The 23623-nt window shown below is 72.2% G+C and carries 23 protein-coding genes; all 23 read left to right on the plus strand.

The features are described 5' to 3' along the window. The first annotated feature begins 126 nt into the window (after positions 1–126). The 23 genes from BKA05_RS07715 (at position 127) to BKA05_RS07820 (ending at position 23601) form a co-directional block, all read left to right on the plus strand. The gene (locus BKA05_RS07715) at positions 127–1146 is read left to right on the plus strand and encodes an ABC transporter permease (RefSeq protein ID WP_179530910.1); all 1020 of its coding nucleotides are present in this window, start codon (positions 127–129) and stop codon (positions 1144–1146) included. Positions 1147–1210: 64 nt separating this feature from the next. Then, complete coding sequence (locus tag BKA05_RS07720; protein WP_179530911.1) at positions 1211–2968, plus strand: ABC transporter substrate-binding protein; 1758 nt, start codon at positions 1211–1213, stop codon at positions 2966–2968. 183 nt (positions 2969–3151) lie between these two features. Continuing rightward, entirely contained in the window at positions 3152–4159 is a 1008-nt protein-coding gene (locus BKA05_RS07725) for an ABC transporter permease (RefSeq protein WP_179530912.1), read from the plus strand. Next, entirely contained in the window at positions 4156–5208 is a 1053-nt protein-coding gene (locus tag BKA05_RS07730) for an oligopeptide/dipeptide ABC transporter ATP-binding protein (protein ID WP_179530913.1), read from the plus strand. Before BKA05_RS07725 ends, BKA05_RS07730 begins: the two co-directional genes overlap by 4 nt. A 184-nt stretch (positions 5209–5392) precedes the next feature. After that, entirely contained in the window at positions 5393–6499 is a 1107-nt protein-coding gene (locus tag BKA05_RS07735) for an oligopeptide/dipeptide ABC transporter ATP-binding protein (RefSeq protein WP_179533055.1), read from the plus strand. 11 nt (positions 6500–6510) lie between these two features. Next, the gene (locus BKA05_RS07740; protein ID WP_179530914.1) at positions 6511–7863 is read left to right on the plus strand and encodes a replication-associated recombination protein A; all 1353 of its coding nucleotides are present in this window, start codon (positions 6511–6513) and stop codon (positions 7861–7863) included. 11 nt (positions 7864–7874) lie between these two features. After that, entirely contained in the window at positions 7875–8399 is a 525-nt protein-coding gene (locus BKA05_RS07745; RefSeq protein WP_179530915.1) for a hypothetical protein, read from the plus strand. Then, a complete protein-coding gene (locus BKA05_RS07750; RefSeq protein WP_179530916.1) occupies positions 8396–8641 on the plus strand; it encodes a DUF6167 family protein in 246 nt (81 codons plus the stop codon). Before BKA05_RS07745 ends, BKA05_RS07750 begins: the two co-directional genes overlap by 4 nt. Next, positions 8641–11322 (plus strand): alanine--tRNA ligase, encoded by a 2682-nt coding sequence (gene alaS / locus BKA05_RS07755; RefSeq protein WP_179530917.1) that lies wholly within the window; start codon positions 8641–8643, stop codon positions 11320–11322. The genes BKA05_RS07750 and alaS overlap by 1 nt, the downstream gene beginning before the upstream one ends. After that, on the plus strand, positions 11322–11789 hold the full coding sequence (ruvX, locus tag BKA05_RS07760) for a Holliday junction resolvase RuvX (RefSeq protein ID WP_179530918.1): 468 nt from the start codon (positions 11322–11324) through the stop codon (positions 11787–11789). Before alaS ends, ruvX begins: the two co-directional genes overlap by 1 nt. Next, a complete protein-coding gene (gene mltG, locus BKA05_RS07765; RefSeq protein ID WP_179530919.1) occupies positions 11786–12979 on the plus strand; it encodes an endolytic transglycosylase MltG in 1194 nt (397 codons plus the stop codon). Before ruvX ends, mltG begins: the two co-directional genes overlap by 4 nt. A gap of 16 nt (positions 12980–12995) precedes the next feature. Beyond that, a complete protein-coding gene (locus tag BKA05_RS07770) occupies positions 12996–13838 on the plus strand; it encodes a shikimate dehydrogenase (protein ID WP_343045566.1) in 843 nt (280 codons plus the stop codon). Beyond that, the gene (locus tag BKA05_RS19625) at positions 13835–14497 is read left to right on the plus strand and encodes a prepilin peptidase (RefSeq protein ID WP_179530921.1); all 663 of its coding nucleotides are present in this window, start codon (positions 13835–13837) and stop codon (positions 14495–14497) included. Before BKA05_RS07770 ends, BKA05_RS19625 begins: the two co-directional genes overlap by 4 nt. 41 nt (positions 14498–14538) lie before the next feature. Further along, positions 14539–15744 (plus strand): chorismate synthase, encoded by a 1206-nt coding sequence (gene aroC, locus BKA05_RS07780; protein WP_179530922.1) that lies wholly within the window; start codon positions 14539–14541, stop codon positions 15742–15744. Then, positions 15741–16274: a shikimate kinase gene (locus BKA05_RS19360; protein WP_343045567.1), complete on the plus strand. Its 534-nt coding sequence runs from the start codon at positions 15741–15743 to the stop codon at positions 16272–16274. Before aroC ends, BKA05_RS19360 begins: the two co-directional genes overlap by 4 nt. Continuing rightward, positions 16271–17386, plus strand: coding sequence for a 3-dehydroquinate synthase (gene aroB / locus BKA05_RS07785; RefSeq protein WP_343045568.1), 1116 nt, complete (start codon positions 16271–16273; stop codon positions 17384–17386). The genes BKA05_RS19360 and aroB overlap by 4 nt, the downstream gene beginning before the upstream one ends. Next, positions 17383–17826: a type II 3-dehydroquinate dehydratase gene (locus tag BKA05_RS07790; protein WP_179530924.1), complete on the plus strand. Its 444-nt coding sequence runs from the start codon at positions 17383–17385 to the stop codon at positions 17824–17826. Before aroB ends, BKA05_RS07790 begins: the two co-directional genes overlap by 4 nt. A 62-nt stretch (positions 17827–17888) precedes the next feature. After that, positions 17889–18452: an elongation factor P gene (efp, locus tag BKA05_RS07795; RefSeq protein ID WP_179530925.1), complete on the plus strand. Its 564-nt coding sequence runs from the start codon at positions 17889–17891 to the stop codon at positions 18450–18452. Continuing rightward, positions 18452–18862, plus strand: coding sequence for a transcription antitermination factor NusB (gene nusB, locus BKA05_RS07800; RefSeq protein WP_179530926.1), 411 nt, complete (start codon positions 18452–18454; stop codon positions 18860–18862). Before efp ends, nusB begins: the two co-directional genes overlap by 1 nt. A gap of 31 nt (positions 18863–18893) precedes the next feature. After that, positions 18894–20267: a dihydrolipoyl dehydrogenase family protein gene (locus BKA05_RS07805; protein WP_179530927.1), complete on the plus strand. Its 1374-nt coding sequence runs from the start codon at positions 18894–18896 to the stop codon at positions 20265–20267. A gap of 50 nt (positions 20268–20317) precedes the next feature. Continuing rightward, positions 20318–21103, plus strand: a complete 786-nt coding sequence (locus BKA05_RS07810) for a DUF1206 domain-containing protein (RefSeq protein WP_179530928.1) — start codon at positions 20318–20320, stop codon at positions 21101–21103. Positions 21104–21116: 13 nt separating this feature from the next. Continuing rightward, entirely contained in the window at positions 21117–22433 is a 1317-nt protein-coding gene (locus tag BKA05_RS20255) for an FAD-dependent oxidoreductase (RefSeq protein WP_179530929.1), read from the plus strand. A 46-nt stretch (positions 22434–22479) separates the two neighbouring features. Continuing rightward, positions 22480–23601, plus strand: coding sequence for a MinD/ParA family ATP-binding protein (locus BKA05_RS07820; protein WP_246289773.1), 1122 nt, complete (start codon positions 22480–22482; stop codon positions 23599–23601). Positions 23602–23623 lie beyond the last annotated feature (22 nt).

Here is a 23623-nt window from a genome sequence, read left to right on the forward strand (position 1 = left end):
GCTGCCGTGTCCGGATCGTTACCGCGGAGTGATCGTCCTCGGGACGGGGGTCACATAGAGTCGCGTCCGGCGCGCCGCAGGCGTGCGGCCGGGAGACCCTCGGCTGGCTGGACTGATGGGGAGAGCATGTCGGCAGAGACCGCCGGCCCCGAGACCCTGGGGCACCTGAGCGACGAGCCGAAGGGCGAGGACCCGGGGACCAAGGGACGCACCATCACGGGCAAGTCGCCCCTGCGCATCGCGATGGGCCGCCTGCTGCGCGACAAGATCGCGCTGGTCTGCATGGCCGTGGTGCTGTTCTTCGTCGTCATCGCGACCTTCGCCGGTCCGCTGCAGAAGCTGTTCGGGGTCTCGACCGAGACGGTGCTGCCCTCGCGGTTCCTCAACCTCGACCTGACGCCGAAGGCCGAGTACGGCCCGCCGTACGGCCCGCTGACCATGGACCACCCCTTCGGCATCGCCCCGCGCACGGCGACCGACAACCTCGCCTTCTGGCTCGAGGGCGCGCAGAACTCCCTGCAGATCGCGGCCACCGCGACGATCCTGGCGATGCTCTTCGGCGTCACCCTGGGCCTGCTCGGCGGCTTCCTCGGTGGGGCGGTCGACCGGTTCCTGACCTTCGTGACCGACTTCTTCCTCACGCTGCCCTTCATCCTGGCCGCGCTGACCATCGCGCCGATCATCAACGAGCGCTTCCGCGACTCGCCCAACTACACGACGATCCAGGTCTTCGCCCTGATCATGGTGCTGGCCGGCTTCGGCTGGATGTCGGTGGCCCGCCTGATCCGCGGCGAGGTCCTCTCGCTGCGCGAGCGCGAGTTCGTCCAGGCCGCCCGGGTCATGGGCATGCCGACCGGCCGGCTGCTGCTCAAGGAGCTGCTGCCCAACCTCGTCGCGCCGATCGTGGTGGCGTCCTCGCTGATGCTGCCCGCCTTCGTCTCGGCCGAGGCCGGCCTGGCCTTCCTCGGCATCGGCGTCACCTCGCGCCCGTCGTGGGGCCAGACCCTCAACCAGGGCATCTCGTTCTTCGACGGCTACGCGCTCTACCTCTACCAGCCCCTGATCGGGATCGTGCTGCTCGTGCTCGCGCTCAACCTGCTCGGTGACGCGCTGCGCGACGCGCTCGACCCCAAGACCCGCCGCTGAGCGGGACCCCCCACACGTCGCCCGGGAGCCTTCTCGGGTGCGCACCAGAAAGGAAATGCCAGACATGAGACGGACCAAGCCGCTGGCAGCGCTCGCCGTTGCCTCGCTCCTGGCCCTGGCCGCATGTGGTTCCGGAGACGGGCCCGGCGAGGGTGCCGAGGGCAACTTCGGAGAGACCGACGCGGGCAAGGACAAGGACCCCAACGCCGAGGGCCCCGCGCCCGAGGTCGAGGGTGCCGAGGCGGGTGGCACCATCACGGTGTTCCTTCCCGGTGACTACGGCCCCGACGACCTGGACCCCACCAACGGGTGGTCCGTGACGGGCAACTCCATCCAGCAGGCGCTCACCAGCCGCTCGCTGACCCAGTACCTCGTCGACTCCGACGGCAACGCCACCCTGGTGCCCGACCTCGCGGTCGACCTGGGTCAGCCCAACGACGACTACACCTCGTGGACCTTCCAGCTGCGTGACAACGCCAGCTGGGAGGACGGCTCGCCGATCACGGCCGAGGAGGTCGCCTTCGGCATCGCCCGCTCGATGGACTCCACCGCCTTCCCCGGCGGCCCGGGCACCGAGTACTCCACCCAGTTCTTCGCCGGTGCGGACGAGTTCGAGGGTCCCTACACCGACAAGGACACCGACTGGACCGAGTGGGAGGGTGTGGAGTTCGACAACGACGCCAACACCGTCACCATCAACATGTCCAAGTCGTTCCCCGACATGGACTACTGGGGCGCCTTCATGGCGATGGGCCCCGCCCCGCTGGGCAAGGCCTCCAACCCGCCGGCCTACGGCCAGAACATCATGTCCAACGGCCCCTACAAGGTCGAGTCGTTCAAGGCCCAGGACGAGCTCGTCCTGGTCAAGAACGACCAGTGGGACCCCGAGTCGGACCCGGCGCGCCACCAGTACGCCGACAAGTTCGTCTTCAAGTTCAACGCCGACCCGGACCAGACCGACCAGATCATGCTGTCGGACAACACCGAGTCGCAGACCGCGATCTCCAACGACCTGTCGGCCTCGAGCTACCAGAAGGCCGTCGACACCCTCGGTGACCGCCTGGTCCAGCAGTCCGTGCAGTGCACCGGCTTCCTGTACCCGGTCTACGACAAGACCGACCTCGCCTTCCGCAAGGCGATCGCCTACGGCTACCCCTACGAGGACGTCTGGGCCGCGACCGGCCAGGTCCCCGGTGTGACCCGCGTCCAGGCGAACTCGATCATGCCCCCGGGCATGGCCGGCAAGCCGGAGTACTTCGTCGACGGTGAGGCCTTCACCTACGACCCCGAGAAGGCCAAGGAGCTCCTCGCGGAGTCCGAGGTCGAGCCGCTGTACTCGGCGATCTACTACGAGCCGGACCCGCTGGCGGTCGCCGGCGCGAAGGTCGCCCAGAAGGGCCTCGAGGAGGCCGGCTTCACCGTCAAGTACACGCCGGTCCAGGAGTCGCCGTACTCCACCTGGACCAACCCCGACGACAAGCTCAACAAGAGCCTGACCGTCCGCGGCGTGAACTGGTGCTCGGACTGGCCCTCGGGCTCGACCTTCATCCCGGCCCTGTTCCGCGGTGGCGCCACCTACAACACCGGTGGCTTCGCCGAGGACTCGATCGACGAGATGATCGCCGAGGTCCCGAACATGCCGATCGACGAGCAGGCCGACGCCTGGGGTGACATCGACGAGAAGATCATGACCGAGTTCTTCCCGGCCATCCCGGTGAACTACTACAACAACCTGTTCACCTTCGGCTCCAAGATCGGCAACCCCTCGGGTGACGAGGCCCTGGGTGCGCCGAACTACAAGAACGTCTTCGTGATGCAGTGAGCGCCCAGCGCTCCCTGAACCACTGACGGTTCGGGGTGCCCCCGCTGATCCTGGCGGGGGCACCCACCCCAACGCGGGGGACCCCCGGGGAGAACTCCCCGGGGGTCCTTCCCCGCCGGGCCACCGGCCCACCGGCCCCCTGGCCTCCTCGTCCACCCCGCCACTCCCACAAGGAGACCTGCGATGTTCGCCTACATCGTCAAGCGGCTGCTCGCCGGCATCGTCGTGATGCTGCTGGTGTCGCTGTCGATCTTCCTGCTCTTCTGGTACGGACCCAGCGAGCCCGCGCGCGCGATCTGCGACTCCAAGACATCTCAGCGCTGCACGCCGGCCAAGCTCGAGGTCTTCACCGAGGAGCTCGGCTACAACAACGCCTGGTACACCGAGTTCCCGGAGTACGTCGGGGGCATCTTCACCGGCCGCGACATCACGATCGCGAGCCAGACGACCCGCTGCGACGCACCCTGCCTGGGGCTGTCGTACAAGAACGGCAAGCCGGTCTGGAACGAGATGAAGGGCCGGCTCCCGGCGACCTTCTCCGTGGCCATCGGCGGCGCCTTCCTCTACCTCCTCCTCGGCGTGCCACTGGGAGTGGCCGCCGCGAGACGGCGGGGCACCGTGGCCGACAAGTCGCTGGTCTCCAGCTTCCTCGTGCTCAGCTCGGTGCCCTACTACCTCTTCGCCCTGCTGACCTTCTTGTACTTCTCGGTGCTCTTCGAGGCCCCGTTCATCGGCAACCCCGGCTACGTGCCGTTCTCCGAGAGTCCGATCGACTGGTTCGGAGGCCTGGCACTGGCGTGGATCTGCCTGGGCATCTTCGGGTGCACGCAGTACACCCGCTACGCCCGTGGCGCCATGGTCGAGGCCCTCAGCGAGGACTACGTGCGCACCGCGAAGGCCAAGGGCCTGCCCCAGCGCGAGGTGGTCTACAAGCACGCCCTGCGCGCGGCCCTCGTGCCGGTCGTGACGATCTTCGGCATCGACTTCGGCACCCTGCTGGCCGGCACCATCTTCACCGAGAAGATCTTCGACATCGACGGGATCGGCCTGTGGGCCCTGCTGGCCGTGGGCCAGAAGGACCTGCCGATCGTCCAGGCGACCGCCCTGTTCGCCGCGGTCGCGCTGATCCTGTCCAACCTGCTCGTGGACCTGCTCTACAGCGTCCTCGACCCGAGAGTGAGGCTGTCGTGAGCGACCCGTTCCTCGTCGTCGAGGACCTGACGGTCAAGTTCCCCACCGAGGACGGACTGGTCAACGCCGTCACCGACCTGAGCTACACCGTCGAGCAGGGCAAGACCCTGGGCATCGTGGGTGAGTCCGGCTCGGGCAAGTCGGTGTCGTCGATGGCCGTGCTGGGCCTGCACGACTCCCGCACCGCCCGGATCACCGGCTCGATCAAGGTCGGTGGCCAGGAGGTCGTCGGTCTCTCCGAGTCCAAGCTGCGCAAGCTGCGGGGCAAGGAGGTGGCGATGATCTTCCAGGACGCACTCGCCGCCCTGCACCCCTTCTACAAGGTCGGTTCGCAGCTGACCGAGGCCTACCTGGTCCACCACCCGAAGGCCTCCAAGCGCGAGGCGCGCCGCAAGGCGATCGAGATGCTGGACCGGGTGGGCATCCCCCAGCCGGACCGTCGCGTCGACGACTTCCCGCACCAGTTCTCCGGTGGCATGCGCCAGCGCGCCATGATCGCGATGGGGCTGATCAACGACCCCAAGCTGCTCATCGCCGACGAGCCGACGACGGCGCTGGACGTCACGGTGCAGGCGCAGATCCTCGACCTGCTCCAGGACCTGCAGCGAGAGTTCAACTCCGCGGTCATCATCATCACCCACGACCTCGGCGTGATCGCCGAGATGGCCGACGACATCCTGGTGATGTACGGCGGCCGCGGGGTGGAGAACGGCCCGGCGAAGGAGGTCCTCACCCGGCCGCAGATGCCCTACACCTGGGGCCTGCTCTCCAGCGTCCCGGACGTCGCCGGGGACACCGCCTCCAAGCTGATCCCCATCCCGGGGAACCCGCCCAGCCTGCTGGACCCGCCGTCGGGCTGCGCGTTCCACCCGCGGTGCGCCCACACCGACAAGGTCGCCGGGGGGCTCTGCTCCACGCAGCTGCCGCCGCTCGAGGCCGGCCCGACCGGGCCCGGACACCTCAAGCGGTGCCACCTCACCGACCCCGTGACCGTCTTCGAGACCGAGGTGCTCCCCGTGATCGCCCCCGAGCTGCTCGAGGAGAGCTGAGCTGATGACCGACGTCAACCACCCTCCGCAGAACCCGGAGAACCCGGCCGTCACCGAGGGGGAGGAGCTCTCCACCGCGGAGGGGGAGCCCCACCTCAGCTTCGCCGAGCTGGCCCAGAGCGGGCACGCGCCCACCCCGCTGGACCCGGACGCCGAGCCCGTCCTCTCGGTCGAGAACCTCAAGATGTACTTCCCGGTGAAGTCCTCGGGCCTGGTGCGCCGCACCATCGGCCACGTGCAGGCCGTGGACGGGATCTCCTTCCAGGTCCCGCGCGGTGGATCCCTGGGCCTGGTGGGTGAGTCCGGGTGTGGCAAGTCGACCACCGGTCGCCTCATCACCCGGCTCTACACCCCCACCGCGGGGTCGATGCGGTTCGGACCCGATCAGGTCGACCTGGCCGGGATGTCCAACCGGGAGCTCAAGCCGCTGCGCCGTGACGTGCAGATGATCTTCCAGGACCCCTACACCTCGCTGAACCCCCGCCACACCGTCGGCACGATCGTCGGTGCGCCGCTGGAGGTGCACAAGGTCGTCCCCAAGAACAAGATCCTGCCGCGGGTCCAGGAGATCCTCGAGGTCGTGGGGCTCAACCCCGAGCACTACAACCGCTACCCCAACGAGTTCTCCGGCGGGCAGCGTCAGCGCATCGGCATCGCCCGTGCCCTCACCCTGAACCCCAAGCTGCTCGTGGCCGACGAGCCGGTCTCGGCGCTCGACGTCTCCATCCAGGCGCAGGTGATCAACCTGCTCCAGGAGGTGCAGCGCGAGTTCGACATCGCCTTCCTCTTCATCGCCCACGACCTGGCCGTGGTGCGGCACTTCTGTCCCGAGGTGGCAGTGATGTACCTCGGGAAGATCGTGGAGATCGCCGACCGCGACAGCCTCTACGGGCACGCGCACCACCCCTACACCCAGGCCCTGCTCTCGGCGGTGCCGGACATCAAGTCGGCCGGCCACGGACGGCGCGAGCGGATCCGTCTCGAGGGCGACGTGCCGAGCCCGATCAACCCGCCCTCGGGCTGCCGCTTCCGCACCCGGTGCCCGATGGCCCAGGAGATCTGCGCGAAGGTCGAGCCGCCGCTGCTGCAGATCGGCCCCCGGCACAAGGTCGCTTGCCACTTCGCCGGCGAGATCGGTCGCCACCCGACCACCCCGGTCACCACCGGGCTGCTCGGCGTGGACAGGCAGGGCAGCCCCGACCCGGCCGTGACCCCGCAGCCGGTCGGGACCAACCCCGGCTACGACAAGCACTGGTTCGACCTGGACTCCCAGCAGATGGTCTCGGCCTGACGGCCATCTCCATGGACGAAGGACTCTTCGCCGCCCCCGGTGCACCCACCGGGGGCGGCGGTTCGCTCTCCGCCAACACCACCGCCTCGGCGCCGTTGGCGGTGCGCATGCGCCCGCGGACCCTCGACGAGCTCGTCGGGCAGCCGCAGCTGCGCGAGCCCGGCTCCCCGCTGCGCCAGCTCATCGAGGACCAGCGCTCGCTCTCGCTGCTGCTGTGGGGCCCGCCCGGCACAGGCAAGACCACGATCGCCTCCATCGTCAGCCGGCAGACCGACCGCCGCTTCGTCGAGGTCTCCGCGGTCAGCGCCGGGGTCAAGGAGGTGCGCGCGGCCATCGAGTCCGCACGTCACGAGCTGGTCCAGGGCGGGCGCGAGACCGTGCTCTTCGTCGACGAGGTGCACCGCTTCTCCAAGGCCCAGCAGGACGCGCTGCTGCCCGGGGTCGAGAACCGCTGGGTGACGCTGGTGGCCGCCACCACCGAGAACCCGTTCTTCTCCGTGATCTCCCCGCTGCTCAGCCGCAGCCTGCTGCTGCGCCTGGAGTCCCTCGGCGACGACGACGTACGCCGGGTGGTCGACCAGGCCCTCGCCGACGAGCGGGGTCTGGCGGGTCGCTTCACCCTCACCGAGGAGGCGGCGACCCACCTGGTGCGCCTGGCCGGGGGAGACGCCCGCCGCTCGCTGACCTACCTGGAGGCTGCCGCGGGCGCGGCGGCCGGTCGGGGCAGGGACGAGATCGACCTGGAGACCGCCGAGACGGCAGTGGACCAGGCGGCGGTGCGCTACGACCGGCAGGGCGACCAGCACTACGACGTGACGAGCGCCTTCATCAAGTCGGTGCGCGGGTCCGACGCCGACGCGGCCATGCACTACCTCACGCGGATGATGGAGGCGGGTGAGGACCCGCGCTTCATCGCCCGGCGCCTGGTCATCCTGGCCAGCGAGGACATCGGCCTGGCCGACCCGTCGGCGTTGACCACGGCCGTCGCGGCGGCTCAGGCGGTCCAGCTCATCGGCATGCCCGAGGCGGCGTTCAACCTCGCGCACGCCACCATCGCCCTGGCCGTCGCGCCGAAGTCGAACGCGGTCACCACCGCCCTGGCCGAGGCCTCGGCCGACGTCCGGGCCGGCAAGATCGGCCCCGTCCCGTCCCACCTGCGCGACGCCCACTACAGCGGTGCGAAGAAGCTCGGTCACGGGTCGACCTACACCTACAGCCACGACGAGCCGTTCGGCATCGCCGAGCAGCAGTACGCCCCGGACGTGGTCGCCGACGCGCGCTACTACCGGCCCAAGGAGATCGGCGCGGAGAGCGCGATCAAGGAGCGGTGGGAGCGGGTTCGGCGGCTCATCCGAGGCAGGTAGGGTTCTGGGCCATGAGCCAGGAGTGGAGCGCCCCCGCCTGGGCGGTGGTCGCGGTGCTGGGCACCGTCGCCGCGCTGCTGCTCCTCCTGCTGGGGGCCCTCGTCGTCGTCGTGGTCACGACCCGGCGCACTCTGGCCCGCACCGACGCGGAGTCCGCGGTGGTGCTCGACCGCCTGCTGCACCTCGAGCAGACGCTGGCGGCCCGACCGGTGCCGGAGGCTCGCACCGAGGAGCGGGAGTACCTCATCACCCACCTCGGCGAGGACGACCCGGACGAGCGCGGCGACGACAGGACCGGCCCCGCGCCGATGCTGCCGGCACCGGTCTTCGCCGACATGGTGCTGCGCGAGACCGCCGTCCAGGCGACCACGCTGGCCGCCGGCCTGCGTCGGGCGCTGAGCCCCGAGGTGCGCCACCGCATCCGCTTCGAGATGCGTCGCGAGGTCAAGCGCGCCCGCAAGCAGCGGCGCGCCGACCTGCGCGCCGCCCGGCGCGACCTGCACGCCCGCCAGCGAGCGGCGGAGCAGGCCGCATGAGGCGCGGCCTCTGGTTCGCAGCCGGGGCCGGGGCCGGGGTCTACGCGATGGTGCGCGGCCGCCGCGCCGCGGAGATCCTGACCGCCGACGGCCTGCAGGACCGGCTGGGCGCAGTCGCGCTCGGCGCCCGGATGTTCCGCGACGAGGTCGCGCAGGGCCGCGCGGACGCCGAAACCGAGGTGCGCGCCCGCCTGGGCGTGCCGTCCCATGAGACCAAGCAGCTGGAGAGAGGGAACAACTGATGGAGACCGCCGAGATCCGACGCAGGTTCGTGGCGCACTTCGAGCGCCACGGCCACACGGTGGTCCCGTCGGCGTCGTTGCTGCTCGACGACCCCAACCTGCTGTTCGTCAACGCCGGCATGGTGCCGTTCAAGCCCTACTTCCTGGGCCAGGAGACCCCGCAGTGGGACCGCGCCACGAGCGTCCAGAAGTGCGTGCGCACCCTGGACATCGAGGAGGTCGGCAAGACCACCCGCCACGGCACGTTCTTCCAGATGTGCGGCAACTTCTCCTTCGGCGACTACTTCAAGGAGGGGGCGATCCGCTTCGCCTGGGAGCTGGTGACCGGCTCCCAGGACGACGGCGGCTACGGCTTCGACCCCGAGAAGATCTGGGTGACGGTGCTGCCCAGCGACACCGAGGCCAAGCAGCTGTGGCACGAGATCGCGGGCCTGCCCTACGAGCGCATCCAGGAGCGCGGCCTGGAGGACAACTACTGGAACATGGGCGTCCCCGGCCCCGGTGGCCCGTGCTCGGAGATCTACATCGACCGCGGACCGGAGTACGGCCCCGACGGGGGCCCGAACGCCGACGAGGACCGCTTCCTGGAGATCTGGAACCTCGTGTTCATGCAGGAGTCGCTCTCCACGGTGCGCTCCAAGGCCGACTTCGACGTCGAGGGACCGCTGCCGGCCAAGAACATCGACACCGGCATGGGCCTGGAGCGGGTGGCCTACCTGCTCCAGGGCAAGGACAACCTCTACGAGATCGACGAGGTCTTCCCGGTCATCGAGAAGGCCTCCGAGCTCACCGGCCGGGCCTACGGCGCCAACGCCGAGGACGACGTGCGCTTCCGCGTGGTCGCCGACCACGTGCGCAGTGCGCTGATGCTCATCAACGACGGCGTCACCCCCGGCAACGAGGCCCGCGGCTACGTGCTGCGCCGCCTGCTGCGCCGCGCGGTGCGCTCGATGCGCCTGCTCGGCTACGACGGCCACGCGCTGCGCGAGCTGATGCCGGTCAGCCGCGACCGGATGAAGCTGTCCTACCCCGAGGTCGAGACCGGGTGGGAGCGGATCAGCCGGGTCGCGTACGCCGAGGAGGAGACCTTCCGCAAGACGCTGGAGGCCGGCACCCAGATCTTCGACAACGCCGCCGCCTCGGTGAAGCAGTCCGGCGGCAGCGTCCTGCAGGGCGCCCAGGCGTTCGCGCTGCACGACACCTACGGCTTCCCCATCGACCTGACCCTGGAGATGGCCTCCGAGGCCGGGCTCAGCGTCGACGAGGCCGGCTTCCGGGCCCTGATGGCCGAGCAGCGCGAGCGTGCCAAGGCCGACGCGAAGTCCAAGAAGGGCCAGCACGCCGACACCGGCGTCTACCGCGGCATCCTCGACGAGCACGGCCCGACCGACTGGTTGGCCTACGAGACCCTGGAGACCGAGTCGCGCGCCCTCGCGCTGCTGGTCGGTGGCGCGCCCGCCACCGGCCTGGCCGCCGGTGAGGTCGGCGAGCTGGTGCTGGACCGGACCCCGTTCTACGCCGAGTCCGGTGGCCAGGCCGCCGACGCGGGCATCATCGAGGTCGACGGCGTCCGGCTGGAGGTGCTCGACGTGCAGCGCCCGGTCCGTGGCCTGGTGGTCCACCAGGTGCGGGTCGTGGACGGCGAGCTCGCGCTCGGCTCCGGCAGCCCGCTGCACGCCCAGGTCGACCCCGAGTGGCGCATCGGCGCCCGCCAGGCCCACTCGGGCACGCACGTGGTGCACGCTGCGCTGCGCGAGGTGCTCGGTCCCACCGCCCTGCAGTCCGGCTCCTACAACCGGCCCGGCTACCTGCGCCTCGACTTCGGCTGGACCACCGGGCTGACGCCCGGCCAGCTCAAGGACATCGAGGAGGTCTCCAACCGCGCGCTGCGCGCCGACCTCCCCGTCTCGTGGGACTACATGACGCTGCCCGAGGCCAAGGACTGGGGCGCCATCGCCCTGTTCGGCGAGACCTACGACGAGTCCAAGGTGCGCGTCGTGGAGATCGGTGGCCCCTGGTCGCGCGAGCTGTGCGGCGGCACGCACGTGGACCACTCCTCCCAGATCGGCACCGTGGTCGTCACCGGCGAGGCGTCGGTCGGCTCCGGCAACCGACGCATCGAGGCCTACACCGGGGTGGAGGGCTTCGCCTACCTCGCCCGTGAGCGCGACGTGGTCCACCAGCTCACCGGTCTGCTCAAGACCCAGCCCGACGACCTGGTCGGGAGGGTCGGCGACCTGGTCGAGCGGCTCAAGGCCGCCGAGAAGGAGATCGAGCGTGCCCGCGTGGCCCAGCTGCTGGCCGCGGCCGGCCAGGTGGCGGCCTCGGCGACGAAGGTCGGCCCGGTCAACGTCGTGGCCCACCGGGCCGACGGCGCGGGCGGGGGCGACGTCCGGACGCTCGCGACCGACGTACGCGGTCGGCTCCCGCAGGGCGAACCCGGCGTCGTGGTCGTGGTCGGCGTGGCCGACGGCAAGGTCGCCGTCGTCGCGGCCGCCAACGACCTGGCCCAGGAGCGCGGTGTCTCGGCCGGTGACCTGGTGCGGGCCGTGGCGCCCCTGCTGGGCGGCAAGGGCGGCGGCAAGGCCGACGTCGCCCAGGGCGGCGGCACCGACGCCTCCCGGGTCGACGAGGCGCTGTCCCTGGTGCGTACCGAGGTCGGACGCGCGGTCGGAGCCTGATGCGGCACGGCACCCGTGTGGGCATCGACCCGGGCGACGCCCGGATCGGTGTCGCGCGCAGTGACCCCTCGGGGTTCCTGGCGACCCCCGTGGAGACGGTGCGCCGCGGCAAGGGCGACCTGGCGCGGCTGCGCCGGATCGTGGCCGACCTCGAGGAGGAGACCACGGTCCTCGAGGTCGTGGTCGGGCTGCCGCGCTCGCTCGGCGGCGGCGAGGGCCCCGCGGCGGTGAAGGTCCGCGAGTTCGCGGCGGCGCTGGCCGAGCGGGTCCCGGTGCCGGTGCGCCTGGTCGACGAGCGGCTCTCCACGGTGTCGGCGGAGGCTATGCTCCGCGACCAGGGTCGCAAGGGCAGCAAGCGCCGTGCGATGGTCGACCAGGCCGCCGCAGTGGTGATCCTGCAGCACGCGCTGGACACCGAACGTGCCTCGGGCAAGCCGCCGGGGGAGATCCTGGAGAGGCAGGCATGACCGAGGACCGCCACGAGGAGCACCCCGACGACCACCGCGACGACCACCCCGACGACGGGCTCCCCGGGGAGCTGCCGCTCGAGGCGGGGCGCCGCCGGCGCCGCCGCAGCCGGGTGCCCGGCTGCCTGGCCGTGCTCGTGGCGCTGGCGGTCGTGGCCGGCGGACTGTGGTGGGCCGGCAACGCCGGCATGGCCTTCCTGCGCGACCTGGCCTCCGACCCCGAGGACTACCCGGGCCCCGGCAAGGGCTCGGTGACCATCGAGGTGGTCAGCGGTGACACCTCGACGATCATCTGCCGGGCGATGGCGGACAAGGACGTCGTGGCCTCGGTGGACGCCTGCATCGCGGCCGCCAACGCCGACCCCGACGCCGGCGGCATCCAGGTGGGGTTCTACTCGCTGAGGAAGCAGATGGCCGCCGCGGACGCCATCGACGTGCTGGTGGACCCCGCCAACCTCGTGAAGAGCAGCCTCACCGTCCCCGAGGGGCTGCGGGTCGTGGACATCCTCGAACGACTGGCTGCCAGCACCGACTACGACGTCGAGGACTTCGAGAAGGCCCTGGCCAAGCCGGAGAAGATCGGCCTCCCGGACTACGCCGGCGGCGACGCCGAGGGGTACCTCTTCCCGGCGACCTACGACTTCGGCCCCAAGGCCAAGCCGAAGGACATGCTCAAGGCCATGGTCGACCGGTGGCGGCAGGCCGCCGACGAGGCTGGTCTCGAGGAGGCCGCGGACGCGCTGGGCTACACCCCGCACGAGCTGATGACGATCGCCAGCCTGGTCGAGGCCGAGGGGCGTGGCGACGACATGCCCAAGGTCGCGCGGGTCATCTACAACCGTCTCGAGATCGAGCCGAACCCCTCGGCGGGCTTCCTGCAGGTCGACGCGGCGGTCAACTACGCGCTGGGCCGCGAGCCGATCGCGCGCCTGACGACCGACGAGATCGACTCGGTCGCCGACTCGCCGTACAACACCTACCGGCAGAAGGGTCTGCCGCCCGGGCCGATCGAGGCCCCGGGCGACGCGGCCATCGACGCCGCGGCGAACCCCGCCGACGGTCCGTGGTTCTTCTACGTGACGGTCAACCTGCGCACCGGCGAGACCAAGTTCACCGACGACTACGACGAGTTCCTCGGCTTCAAGCGTGAGCTCGACGAGTACTGCGCGACCCAGTCCGACCGGTGCTGAGCCGGTGCGGCCCGGCGTGACCACGCGCTGCGCGGTGCTCGGCGACCCGGTGGAGCACTCGCTCTCGCCGGTGCTGCACCGTGCGGCGTACGACGCGCTGGACCTGCCGGACTGGTCCTACGACGCGGTGCGGGTGCCGGGCGGCACCTTGGCCGGCTTCCTCGACGGCCTCGACGAGACCTGGCGTGGGCTCTCCCTGACGATGCCGCTCAAGCGCGAGCTGCTGGCGCTCGCCGGTGACCGCGGGTGGGAGTGCCACCCGCGGGTCCACGCGGCCGGGGGAGCCAACACGCTGGTGCGGGACGGCGGGGCCTGGCGTGCCGACAACACCGACCTCCCCGGCGCGGCGGCCGCCGTCCGGGAGCGGTACGACGCCGTCCCGGCCCGTGTCCTCGTGGTCGGCGGCGGGGCGACCGCGGCCTCGGTGGGGCTCGCCCTGTGCGACCTCGGGGCGACGCGCGTGGAGCTGCTGGTGCGCTCGGTGGAGCGGGCCGAGGAGACCCTCGCGACGATCCGCCGCCACGACGCTGCTCCCGAGGTGCTCGCGGTGGAGTCCGCCACTCGGGTCTCGCCGGCCGACGTGCTGGTCTCGACCGTCCCCGCCGACGCCCAGGACCCCGCGCTGATCGACCGCAGCGGGGCAGCGCTGCTCTTCGAGGCGCTCTACGACCCGTGGCCGACCCCGTTGGCCGCGGCCGCGCAGCGCGCCGGGCTCGCGGTGGTCTCGGGCCTGGACCTGCTGGTGCACCAGGCGGTCCTGCAGGTCGCGCAGATGACCGGGTCCTCCGTGCCGGTCGCCGTGCTGCGCGACGCCGGCGAGCGGGCGCTGCTCGAGCGCGCCGGGCGGGCCCGGTCGTGAGCGGACCGGCCGGGGCGCTGGTGGGCGCCCTGCTGGGAGGGGTGCTCTGCCTCGGCGTCCCATGGCTGGTGGCGCGCACCTCCGAGGTGGCGCGGGGGCCACGGCTGCTGCCGGGGGCGGTGCTGGCCGGGGTCGTGTCCGCCGGGGCCGCGGGCGCGGTGCTCGACAGCGGCTGGGCGCTGGCCGCCGTCCTGGTGGCGACCCCGGCCTGCGTCGCCCTGGCCTTCATCGACTGGCACACCCGACTGCTGCCGTCACGGATCGTCCTCCCGGCGACGGGCGTGCTGCTCGGGCTGCTCGCGCTGGAGTGGGCGGTCACCGGTGACCACGACGCACCGTTGCGCGCCCTGGTCGGGCTGGTGGCGGCGCGATCGATCTACTGGGTGCTGTGGTTCGTCCACTCGGCCGGCATGGGCTTCGGCGACGTCCGGCTTGCCGCCCTGCTCGGCCTGGTGCTGGGCCGTGCCGGCTGGGCCGAGCTCGTGGTGGGGACCTACGCCCCCTTCCTGCTCTTCGCGGTGCCGGGGCTGCTGCTGGCGCTGGTGCGCCGCGACCGCAGCCTGCTGCGCGCGGCCTACCCGTTCGGGCCGTTCATGGTGCTGGGCGCGCTCGTGGGGCTGGTGGCCGGTCCCGGGCTGGCCGATCTCATGACCGCGTGACCCGAGCGGGGGGCGCCGTCCCCGCGTGAAACACTGAGCCCATGCTGCGTTGGCTCACCGCGGGCGAGTCCCACGGCCCGTCCCTGGTCGCGATCCTCGAGGGGCTGCCGGCCCACGTCCGGGTCACCTCCGACGACATCGCCGACTCCCTGGCCCGGCGTCGCCTCGGCTACGGCCGAGGTGCGCGGATGAAGTTCGAGCAGGACGAGGTCACCATCGTCGGTGGTGTCCGCCACGGGGAGACCCAGGGCGGCCCCGTCGCGATCAACGTCGGCAACACCGAGTGGCCGAAGTGGGAGAAGGTCATGTCGGCCGACCCGGTCGACCCCGGCGAGCTCAAGGAGACCGGGCGCAACGCGCCGCTGACCCGGCCGCGCCCCGGTCACGCCGACCTGGCCGGCATGCAGAAGTACGACTTCGACGAGTCCCGCCCGATCCTCGAGCGTGCCTCCGCCCGCGAGACCGCCGCGCGGGTGGCGCTGGGCCGGGTGGCCAGCAACTTCCTCGAGCAGGTCGGCGGCATCGGCATCGTCTCGCACGTCATCGAGCTCGGTGGCGTGCGCGCCCCGGCGGGTGTCTGGCCGGAGTCGGCCGACCCCGCGGTCGTGGCCACCCTCGACGAGGACCCCGTCCGCTGCCTGCACCCCGAGACCGCCGCCGCGATGGTGGAGCGGATCGACCAGGCGCACAAGGACGGCGACACCCTCGGCGGCGTCGTCGAGGTCGTCGTGCACGGCCTCCCCCCGGGCCTGGGCTCGCACGTGCACTGGGACCGTCGCCTCGACAGCCGGCTGGCCGGCGCCCTGATGGGGATCCAGGCGATCAAGGGTGTCGAGGTCGGTGACGGCTTCGAGCTCGCCGCGACCCCCGGGTCGCTGGCGCACGACGAGATGGTCCCCGGCGACGGCGGCATCCGGCGTACCTCCGCGCGCTCCGGCGGCACCGAGGGCGGCATGACCACCGGTGAGGTGCTGCGGGTCCGGGCGGCCATGAAGCCGATCGCGACCGTGCCGCGGGCGCTGCGCACCGTCGACGTGTCCACCGGTGAGGAGACCGTGGCCCACCACCAACGCTCCGACGTCTGCGCGGTCCCGGCCGCCGGCATCGTCGCCGAGGCGATGGTGGCCCTGGTGATCGCCGACGCCGTGCTGGAGAAGTTCGGCGGGGACTCCGTGGCCGAGACCCGGCGCAACCTCGAGGGCTACCTCGCGGCGCTGCCGGGCGTGCTGTCCTGGTCGCGGTCGTGACCCCGGCCGGGCACGAGCCGCGTCCCCGGGTGGTGCTGGTCGGCCCCATGGGTGCGGGCAAGACCACCGTGGCCGCGCTGCTCGCGCAGCGGTGGGGCGCCACGGTGCGCGACACGGACTCCGACATCGTGACCGCCCAGGGCCGCGAGATCTCCGACATCTTCGTCGACGACGGGGAGGCCGCCTTCCGGGCGCTGGAGCGCGAGGCGGTGGCCCGGGCGCTGGCCGAGCACGACGGCGTGCTCTCGCTCGGCGGGGGAGCGGTGCTCGACGCCGGCACCCGCGAGCTGCTCGCCGAGCACACCGTGGTCTTCCTGCAGGTCGGGCTCGGCGACGCCGTCAAGCGCGTGGGCCTGGGCACCTCCCGGCCGCTGCTCATGGGCAACGTGCGGGCCCGGGTCAAGGCGCTGCTCGACGAGCGCACCCCCGTCTACGCCTCCGTGGCCACCCACACCGTCGACACCGACGGCCGCACCCCCGACGAGGTCGCCGACGCGATCGAGGCCCTCCTGCAGGGGGTCGACGCGTGAGCGCACCGACGGGCGAGACCACCCTGCACGTCGCCGGCCCCACGCCGTACGACGTCGTCATCGGCCACGGGGTCGCCGACCGGCTCACCGGGCTGCTCGGCGACGGAGCGGCGCGGGTCGCCCTGGTGGTGCCCGAGACGCTGCGCGAGCTCGCCGCGCCGGTGCGCGAGGCCCTGGCCGCCGACCGCCGGCTCACCGAGCTGGTGGTGCCCGACGGCGAGGCCGCCAAGACGGTGGCCACCGCGGCGACCTGCTGGGACGCCCTGGGCGAGGCCGGGTTCACCCGCTCCGACGTGGTGGTGACCTTCGGCGGCGGGGCCACCACGGACCTCGGCGGCTGGGTTGCGGCCGGCTGGCTGCGTGGGGTGCCGGTCGTGCACGTCCCGACGACCCTGCTGGCGATGGTCGACGCGGCGGTCGGCGGCAAGACCGGCGTCAACACCGCCGCCGGCAAGAACCTCGTCGGCGCCTTCCACGAGCCGGCCGGCGTCCTGTGCGACCTCTCCCTGCTGGCGACGCTGCCGCGCGCCGACCTGGTCGCCGGCCTGGGCGAGGTCGTCAAGTGCGGCTTCATCGCCGACCCCCGCATCCTCGAGCTGGTCGAGTCCACCGACCCGGCCGCGCTCACCGCCGACAGCCCGGAGCTGCGTGAGCTGGTCGAGCGATCGGTCCAGGTCAAGATCGACGTCGTCGTGGGCGACCTGCGGGAGACCGCCGGCACCGCGGGGGAGGGCCACCCCGGGCGCGAGGCGCTGAACTACGGGCACACGATGGGCCACGCGATCGAGCGGGCCGAGCGCTACGGCGTCCGGCACGGCGAGGCGGTGGCGATCGGTAGCGTCTTCGTCGCCGAGCTGGCCCGGCGCGCGGGCGTCCTCGACGACATGACCGCCGACCGGCACGCGACGGCGTTCGGCCGGGTGGGGCTGCCCACCGGCTACGCGGGTGCCCCCTACGACGACCTGCGGGCGGCCATGGCGGTGGACAAGAAGTCGCGCGGCGACCAGCTGCGCTTCGTGGTGCTGCACGGCGTCGGTGACCCGCGCGTGCTCGCGGGCCCCTCCGAGGAGCACCTGCGGGCGGCGTACGACGCGATGGTGGCGCGCGCATGAGCACCCGGGTGCTGGTCCTCAACGGGCCCAACCTCGGGCGCCTGGGGCGCCGGCAGCCGGAGATCTACGGCACGACGACGCACGCCGAGCTGGCGCACCGCTGCGTGGAGTGGGGGCTCGAGCGCGGGCTGGCGGTCGAGGTCCGCCAGACCAACCACGAGGGCGTGATGCTCGACTGGCTGGGCGAGGCCGCCGACGAGCGGGTCCCCGTGGTGCTGAACGCCGCCGCCTGGACCCACTACTCCTACGCCCTCTACGACGCCTGCGCGCAGCTGGAGGCGCCCCTGGTGGAGGTGCACATCTCCCAGCCGAAGGACCGTCCCGAGGAGTTCCGACACCACTCGGTGATCACCCCGCACGCGGTCTCGGTGGTCGCCGGGCACGGCGTGGAGGGCTACCGGATGGCCCTCGACGTGCTGGTCGAGCACCTCGGACAGTAGACTCCGCCGCTGGCCCCCCGGGGCCACTCTTGACACCTCAACACGAAGGCTGACGCACGCGCATGGCAACGACGAACGACCTCAAGAACGGCATGGTCCTCAACATCGACGGTCAGCTCTGGGCGGTCGTGGAGTTCCAGCACGTGAAGCCGGGCAAGGGCCCTGCGTTCGTGCGCACCAAGCTCAAGAACGTCGAGTCCAACAAGACCGTCGACAAGACCTTCAACGCCGGCACCAAGGTCGAGACCGCCACGGTCGACCGCCGCAACTACCAGTACCTCTACAACGACGGCACGTCCTACGTCTTCATGGACACCAGCTCCTACGAGCAGCTCGAGGTGGCGCCCGAGATCGTCGGTGACGCCAAGAACTTCCTGCTCGAGAACAACGAGGCGATCGTGGCGACCAACGAGGGCCGCGTGCTCTTCGTGGAGCTGCCGCCCTCGGTCGAGATGGAGATCACCTTCACCGAGCCCGGTGTCGCCGGCGACTCGGCCACCGGCCGCACCAAGCCCGCCACCCTCGAGACCGGTCACGAGATCCAGGTCCCGCTGTTCATCAACCAGGGCGAGCGGGTCAAGGTCGACACGCGCGACTCGTCCTACCTGGGTCGTGTGAAGGGCTGATGTCCGCCCGTTCCAAGGCCCGCAAGCGGGCGCTGGACGTGCTGTTCTCCGCCGAGCTGCGCGACGAGCAGCTCGTGGAGGCGCTCGAGCGGGTGATGACCGACGGGCCGGCGCCCACCAACGACTACACCGGCGTGCTGGTGCGCGGCGTGGCCGACCACCTCGCGGAGATCGACGAGCTGCTCACGCGCTTCTCCAAGGACTGGTCGCTCAAGCGGATGCCCACGGTGGACCGCAACGTCCTGCGGCTCGGCGTCTTCGAGCTGGTCTTCAGCGAGGAGATCCCCGACCAGGTCGCGGTCTCCGAGGCCGTGGAGCTGGTGCGCGACCTGTCGACCGACGACTCGCCCACCTTCGTGAGCGGCGTCCTCAGCGCCATCCTGCGCGACAAGCCCGTCGTCGGGGGCTGACCGCTCACCGCCCTGCTGGCAGGGTGGGCCCATGAGCACCGAGTGCGACCTCGTGGTCCTCGGCCTCGGCCCCGGTGGCGAGGCCCTCGCAACGGGTGCGGCGCGTGCGGGCCTGCGCGTCGTGGCCGTCGACAAGCACCTCGTCGGCGGTGAGTGCCCCTACTACGGGTGCATCCCGTCGAAGATGATGGTGCGCGCCGCCGACCTGCTGGCCGAGGCCTCGCGGGTCGACGGGGTGGCGGGGGAGACCTCGGTGACCGCGTCGTGGGCGCCGGTCGCGCGCCGCATCGCCGAGGAGGCCACCACCCACTGGGACGACCAGGTGGCGGTGGACCGGCTCGCCGACGCCGGGGCGACGGTGCTGCACGGCACCGGTCGCCTCGCCGGCCCCGGGGTGGTGGAGGTGACCGCACCCGACGGGACCGTGACCACCTTCCGGGCCGCGCGCGGGGTCGTGCTCAACCCCGGCACCCGGCCCGCGCGGCTGCCGATCGAGGGGCTGGCGGACACGCCGTACTGGACCAACCGCGAGGTCGTGCAGGTCACCGACCTGCCCGGCAGCCTCACCGTCATCGGCGGCGGCCCGATCGGCGCCGAGATCACCCAGGTGATGGCGCGATTCGGGGTCCGGGTCACCCTGCTCGAGGCGGGGCCGAGGATCCTCGGGCCGCTGGAGCCGGAGGCCTCCTCGGTGGTGGCCGACGCCCTCGTCGCCGACGGCGTCCGGGTGATGGCCGGGGTGGAGATCTCCTCGGTGTCCCACGCCGACGGCACCTTCACCGTCACGCTGGGCGACGGGCAGGTCGTCCACTCCGACCGGCTGCTCGTCGCGGCCGGCCGCACCCCGAACCTCGACGACCTCGGGCTCGAGACCGTCGGGCTGGACCCGTCGGCCCGCAGCCTCGAGGTCGACGAGCGGCTCCGGGCCGGCGACGGGCTCTGGGCGATCGGGGACGTGACGGGCCACGGTGCGTTCACCCACGTCTCGATGTACCAGTCGGCGATCGCGCTGCGCGACGTCCTGGGCGAGGACGGCGCACCCGCGGCCTACCACGCGGTCCCGCACGTCACCTTCACCGATCCCGAGGCCGGGGGTGTCGGCCTGACCGAGCAGCAGGCGCGCGACCGGGGGCTCTCCGTGCGCGTCGGCACGACCCCCCTCGAGCAGTCCTCGCGCGGCTGGCTGCACGGACCGGGCGGCACCGGAGTGATCAAGGTCGTCGAGGACGCCGAGCGCGGGGTCCTGGTCGGGGCCAGCGTCGTCGGCCCGGCGGGCGGCGAGATCCTCGGGCACCTCGCGCTGGCGGTGCACGCCGAGGTGCCCGTGGCCACGCTGCGCACGATGATCTACGCCTACCCGACCTTCCACCGCGCCATCGAGTCCGCGCTCGACGATCTCGGCTGAGGACCCGGGGGGTGGTGCGAGCCACTCCCGACGCGGGTAGAGATCAGGGCATGGGAGCCATCAAGCAGTCCGCCGGAGACGTCGCCCACCGCGGCGACGACCACCCCTGGGTGCGCCACGCGGCGCGGGTCGGGATGGCGGCGTACGGCCTGGTCAACCTGCTGATCGGCTGGCTGGCGCTCCAGCTGGCCTTCGGCGACCAGTCCGGCAAGGCCGACAGCAGCGGCGCGCTGCACGAGCTGGCCACGCAGCCGATGGGGGCCGCCCTGGTCTGGGGGGTCGCCGTCGGGATGCTGCTGCTGGTGATCTGGCGGGTCGTCGAGGTCGTCTTCGACCACGAGTGGGGTGCGGCGGTGAAGGCCGCCCTGTACGCCGCGATCGGCGTCTCGGCGATCCAGGTCGCCATCGGAGACGGCTCCAAGGGCGGCACCGATTCCTGGACCGCCCAGCTGATGGGGCTGCCGGGCGGGCGGCTGATCGTGGGAGCGGTCGGCGCCGCGATCATCGGCTACGGCCTCAAGCAGGTGCACAAGGGATGGACCGAGGGGTTCCGGGAGGACCTGGAGGCCGAGGGCCAGCGCGGTGACCTCGGCTCGGCGTACGTGACGCTCGGCAAGATCGGCTACCTCGCCAAGGGCGTGGCGGTCGGCGTCGTCGGCGGGCTGTTCGTCTGGGCGGCCTGGGAGCACCAGGCCAAGAAGTCCGGTGGGCTCGACGTCGCCCTGCAGACGGTCCTCGACGCGCCAGCCGGGCCGGTGCTGCTGTTCGTCATCGCGGTCGGCATCCTCTGCTACGGGGCGTTCTGCCTGGCTCGCGCCAAGCACCTGGACACCTGAGGTGGCAGCGGGAGTGCGACAGGTCGAGACCGACGTCGTCGTCCTCGGCGTCGGCTCCGGCGGGGAGTACGCCGCCCGCAGGCTCGCCCGCGCGGGGCTCGACGTGGTCGCCGTGGAGGCCCGGCTGGTGGGCGGGGAGTGCCCGTTCTGGGGCTGCACGCCCTCGAAGCTGATGATCCACGCGGCCCGTGAGGGCCGCACCGCGTCCTCGGCCGCCCGGCGCATCCGCGAGGCCACCCACGACTGGCACGACGACGGGCACACCGAGCCGATGGAGTCCGCCGGCGTGCGGATCGTGCGCGGCCACGGGCGGCTGGACGGCCCGGGACGGGTCCGGGTCGAGACCGACGAGGGGTCGGTGCTGGTGACCGGTCGTCGCGGGGTGCTGCTCAACACCGGGACGTCGCCGGCGGTACCCCCCGTGGCGGGCCTGGCCGGCACGCCGTACTGGACCAACCGGGAGGTGTTCGGTGTCGAGGAGGCGCCGGGGTCGCTGGCGGTGCTCGGGGCCGGCAACATCGGCTGCGAGCTCGCCCAGGCCTTCGGACGGCTCGGCAGCCGCGTGACGCTGCTGGAGTCGGCCGAGCGGATCCTGGCCCCGGAGGAGCCGGAGGCCTCCGAGGTCGTCGCCCGGGTCCTGCGCCAGGAGGGCATCGACGTGCGGACCCGCACGGACGTCGAGCGGGTCAGCCACGACGGCACGTGCTTCGAGCTGACGACCGGCTCCGGTGCCGTGCGGGCCGAGCACCTGCTGGTGGCCACCGGGCGTCGGCCGCACCTGGACGACGTGGGCCTGGAGACGGTGGGGCTGGACCCGACGGCGAGCACCGTCGAGGTCGACGAGCACTGCCGGGCCGCCGAGCGGCTGTGGGCAGTCGGGGACGTCACGGGGCACGGCGCCTACACGCACATGTCGCTCTACCAGGCGCGGATCGCGGTGCACGACCTGCTCGAGGAGGACGGGCCCACGGCGGAGTACCACGCCGTCTCGCGCGTGACGTTCACCGACCCGGAGGTCGCCGGGGTGGGCCTCACCGAGGCGCAGGCCCGGGAGCGCGGGCTCGCGGTCGTGGTGGGCACCGCCGAGGTCGACAGCAGCCCCCGCGGCTGGATCGACGAGGCCAGCGGCGTGGTGAAGGTCGTGGCAGACGCCGGGAGCGGGGTCGTGGTGGGGGCGAGCGTGGTGGCGCCGTACGGCGGAGAGGTGGTCGGCCTGCTCTCGACCGCGGTGCACGCCCGCCTGACGGTGCCGACGCTGCGCGGCATGCACTTCGCCTACCCGACCTTCCACCGGGTGGTCGAGCGCGCGCTGCGTGACACCGGGCTGTAGGTGAGCAGGTGGTGTGACCGGCTCGTGGGTGGGGAAGAAGCCGCTCATGACGCAGGGACACCTCGGGGACACCAGCGACCGTCTCTACACCACCGACGAGCTCACCGCCTACGGACGACGCCGCGACGCCGAGGCCACCAGGGTGGCCGGCGCGCCGCTGGTGCCCGCCCAGCAGCCCGCCCAGCAGCCCGCCCAGCAGCCCGCGGCTGAGGAGCCGCAGGGGCCGCGCCGGTTCATGAGCGCCACGGACTTCCTGGACCGTCGCGCCGAGGAGGTCGGGCTGGGCCCGGCGACCTGGGGCTGGCGGGGCTGGGTCAACCGGGTCACGCGGGGCCTCGCCGACCTGGCGATGGGCCCGGCCGAGGCGGAGCACGAGACGCTGCGCCGCGCGGTGCAGCGCGACTTCGACGGCCCCCGCACGATCGCCTTCATCAACCCCAAGGGCGGGGCGGCCAAGACGACCGGGGTGCTGGCTGCGGGCTACACCTTCGGCACGGTCCGTGGCGGCGGGGTGGTCGCGTGGGACAACAACGAGACCCGCGGCACCCTGGGCATCCGGGGGACCCGCAGCACGCACCGCAACACCACGCGGGAGCTGCTGGAGGACCTGGAGCGGTTCAGTGACGTCTACCAGTCGCGGATCGGGGACCTGGGGGCCTTCGTGCGCTCGCAGGGCGACGCGCACTTCGACGTCCTGGCCTCCGACGAGCGCCCCGACGTGACGGGCACGATCCGCGCCGAGGACTACCTGGCGGTGCACCGGCTGCTCGAGCGGTTCTACCGCATCCTGCTGATCGACACCGGCAACAACATGCGCGCCGAGAACTGGCTGGCCGCGGCTGAGTCCGCGGACCTGCTGGTCGTGACCTCGACGGTGCGTGAGGACACCGGCTACTCCGGGCTCTGGATGCTCGACGCGCTCCAGGACGCCGGCTACGCCGACCTCAAGCACAAGACCGTCACCGTGCTCTCCGACCCCTCGCCGACCGTCGACGACAAGCTGGCTGCCGACCTGGTCGACGTCTACGAGCAGCGCACGCGTGCGGTCTACCGCGTGCCCTACGACCCCGCGCTGGTGGCGGGGTCGGTGGTTCCCTACGCGCAGCTGTCGAAGGCGACGCGCCAGTCGTGGCTGCGGGCGGTCGCTGGGATGGCCGAGGCGCTGTAGGCGTCGGTCCTGGTGGGGGTGG

Origin of the sequence: Nocardioides marinus, assembly GCF_013408145.1 — a bacterium.
Classification (GTDB): Bacteria; Actinomycetota; Actinomycetes; order Propionibacteriales; family Nocardioidaceae; genus Nocardioides; species Nocardioides marinus.

What these genes read in the sequence shown, in the direction of transcription:
- BKA05_RS07725 (WP_179530912.1), top strand. Translation starts at nt 3,152, where the DNA reads ATGTTCGCCTACATCGTCAAGCGGCTGCTCGCCGGCATCGTCGTGATG.
- BKA05_RS07735 (WP_179533055.1), top strand. Translation starts at nt 5,393, where the DNA reads ATGTACTTCCCGGTGAAGTCCTCGGGCCTGGTGCGCCGCACCATCGGC.
- BKA05_RS07790 (WP_179530924.1), top strand. Translation starts at nt 17,383, where the DNA reads ATGAGCACCCGGGTGCTGGTCCTCAACGGGCCCAACCTCGGGCGCCTG.
- BKA05_RS07720 (WP_179530911.1), top strand. Translation starts at nt 1,211, where the DNA reads ATGAGACGGACCAAGCCGCTGGCAGCGCTCGCCGTTGCCTCGCTCCTG.
- BKA05_RS07810 (WP_179530928.1), top strand. Translation starts at nt 20,318, where the DNA reads ATGGGAGCCATCAAGCAGTCCGCCGGAGACGTCGCCCACCGCGGCGAC.
- mltG (WP_179530919.1), top strand. Translation starts at nt 11,786, where the DNA reads ATGACCGAGGACCGCCACGAGGAGCACCCCGACGACCACCGCGACGAC.
- BKA05_RS07805 (WP_179530927.1), top strand. Translation starts at nt 18,894, where the DNA reads ATGAGCACCGAGTGCGACCTCGTGGTCCTCGGCCTCGGCCCCGGTGGC.
- alaS (WP_179530917.1), top strand. Translation starts at nt 8,641, where the DNA reads ATGGAGACCGCCGAGATCCGACGCAGGTTCGTGGCGCACTTCGAGCGC.
- nusB (WP_179530926.1), top strand. Translation starts at nt 18,452, where the DNA reads ATGTCCGCCCGTTCCAAGGCCCGCAAGCGGGCGCTGGACGTGCTGTTC.
- BKA05_RS07740 (WP_179530914.1), top strand. Translation starts at nt 6,511, where the DNA reads ATGGACGAAGGACTCTTCGCCGCCCCCGGTGCACCCACCGGGGGCGGC.
- BKA05_RS07820 (WP_246289773.1), top strand. Translation starts at nt 22,480, where the DNA reads ATGACGCAGGGACACCTCGGGGACACCAGCGACCGTCTCTACACCACC.
- efp (WP_179530925.1), top strand. Translation starts at nt 17,889, where the DNA reads ATGGCAACGACGAACGACCTCAAGAACGGCATGGTCCTCAACATCGAC.
- BKA05_RS07750 (WP_179530916.1), top strand. Translation starts at nt 8,396, where the DNA reads ATGAGGCGCGGCCTCTGGTTCGCAGCCGGGGCCGGGGCCGGGGTCTAC.
- BKA05_RS07745 (WP_179530915.1), top strand. Translation starts at nt 7,875, where the DNA reads ATGAGCCAGGAGTGGAGCGCCCCCGCCTGGGCGGTGGTCGCGGTGCTG.
- aroC (WP_179530922.1), top strand. Translation starts at nt 14,539, where the DNA reads ATGCTGCGTTGGCTCACCGCGGGCGAGTCCCACGGCCCGTCCCTGGTC.
- ruvX (WP_179530918.1), top strand. Translation starts at nt 11,322, where the DNA reads ATGCGGCACGGCACCCGTGTGGGCATCGACCCGGGCGACGCCCGGATC.
- BKA05_RS07715 (WP_179530910.1), top strand. Translation starts at nt 127, where the DNA reads ATGTCGGCAGAGACCGCCGGCCCCGAGACCCTGGGGCACCTGAGCGAC.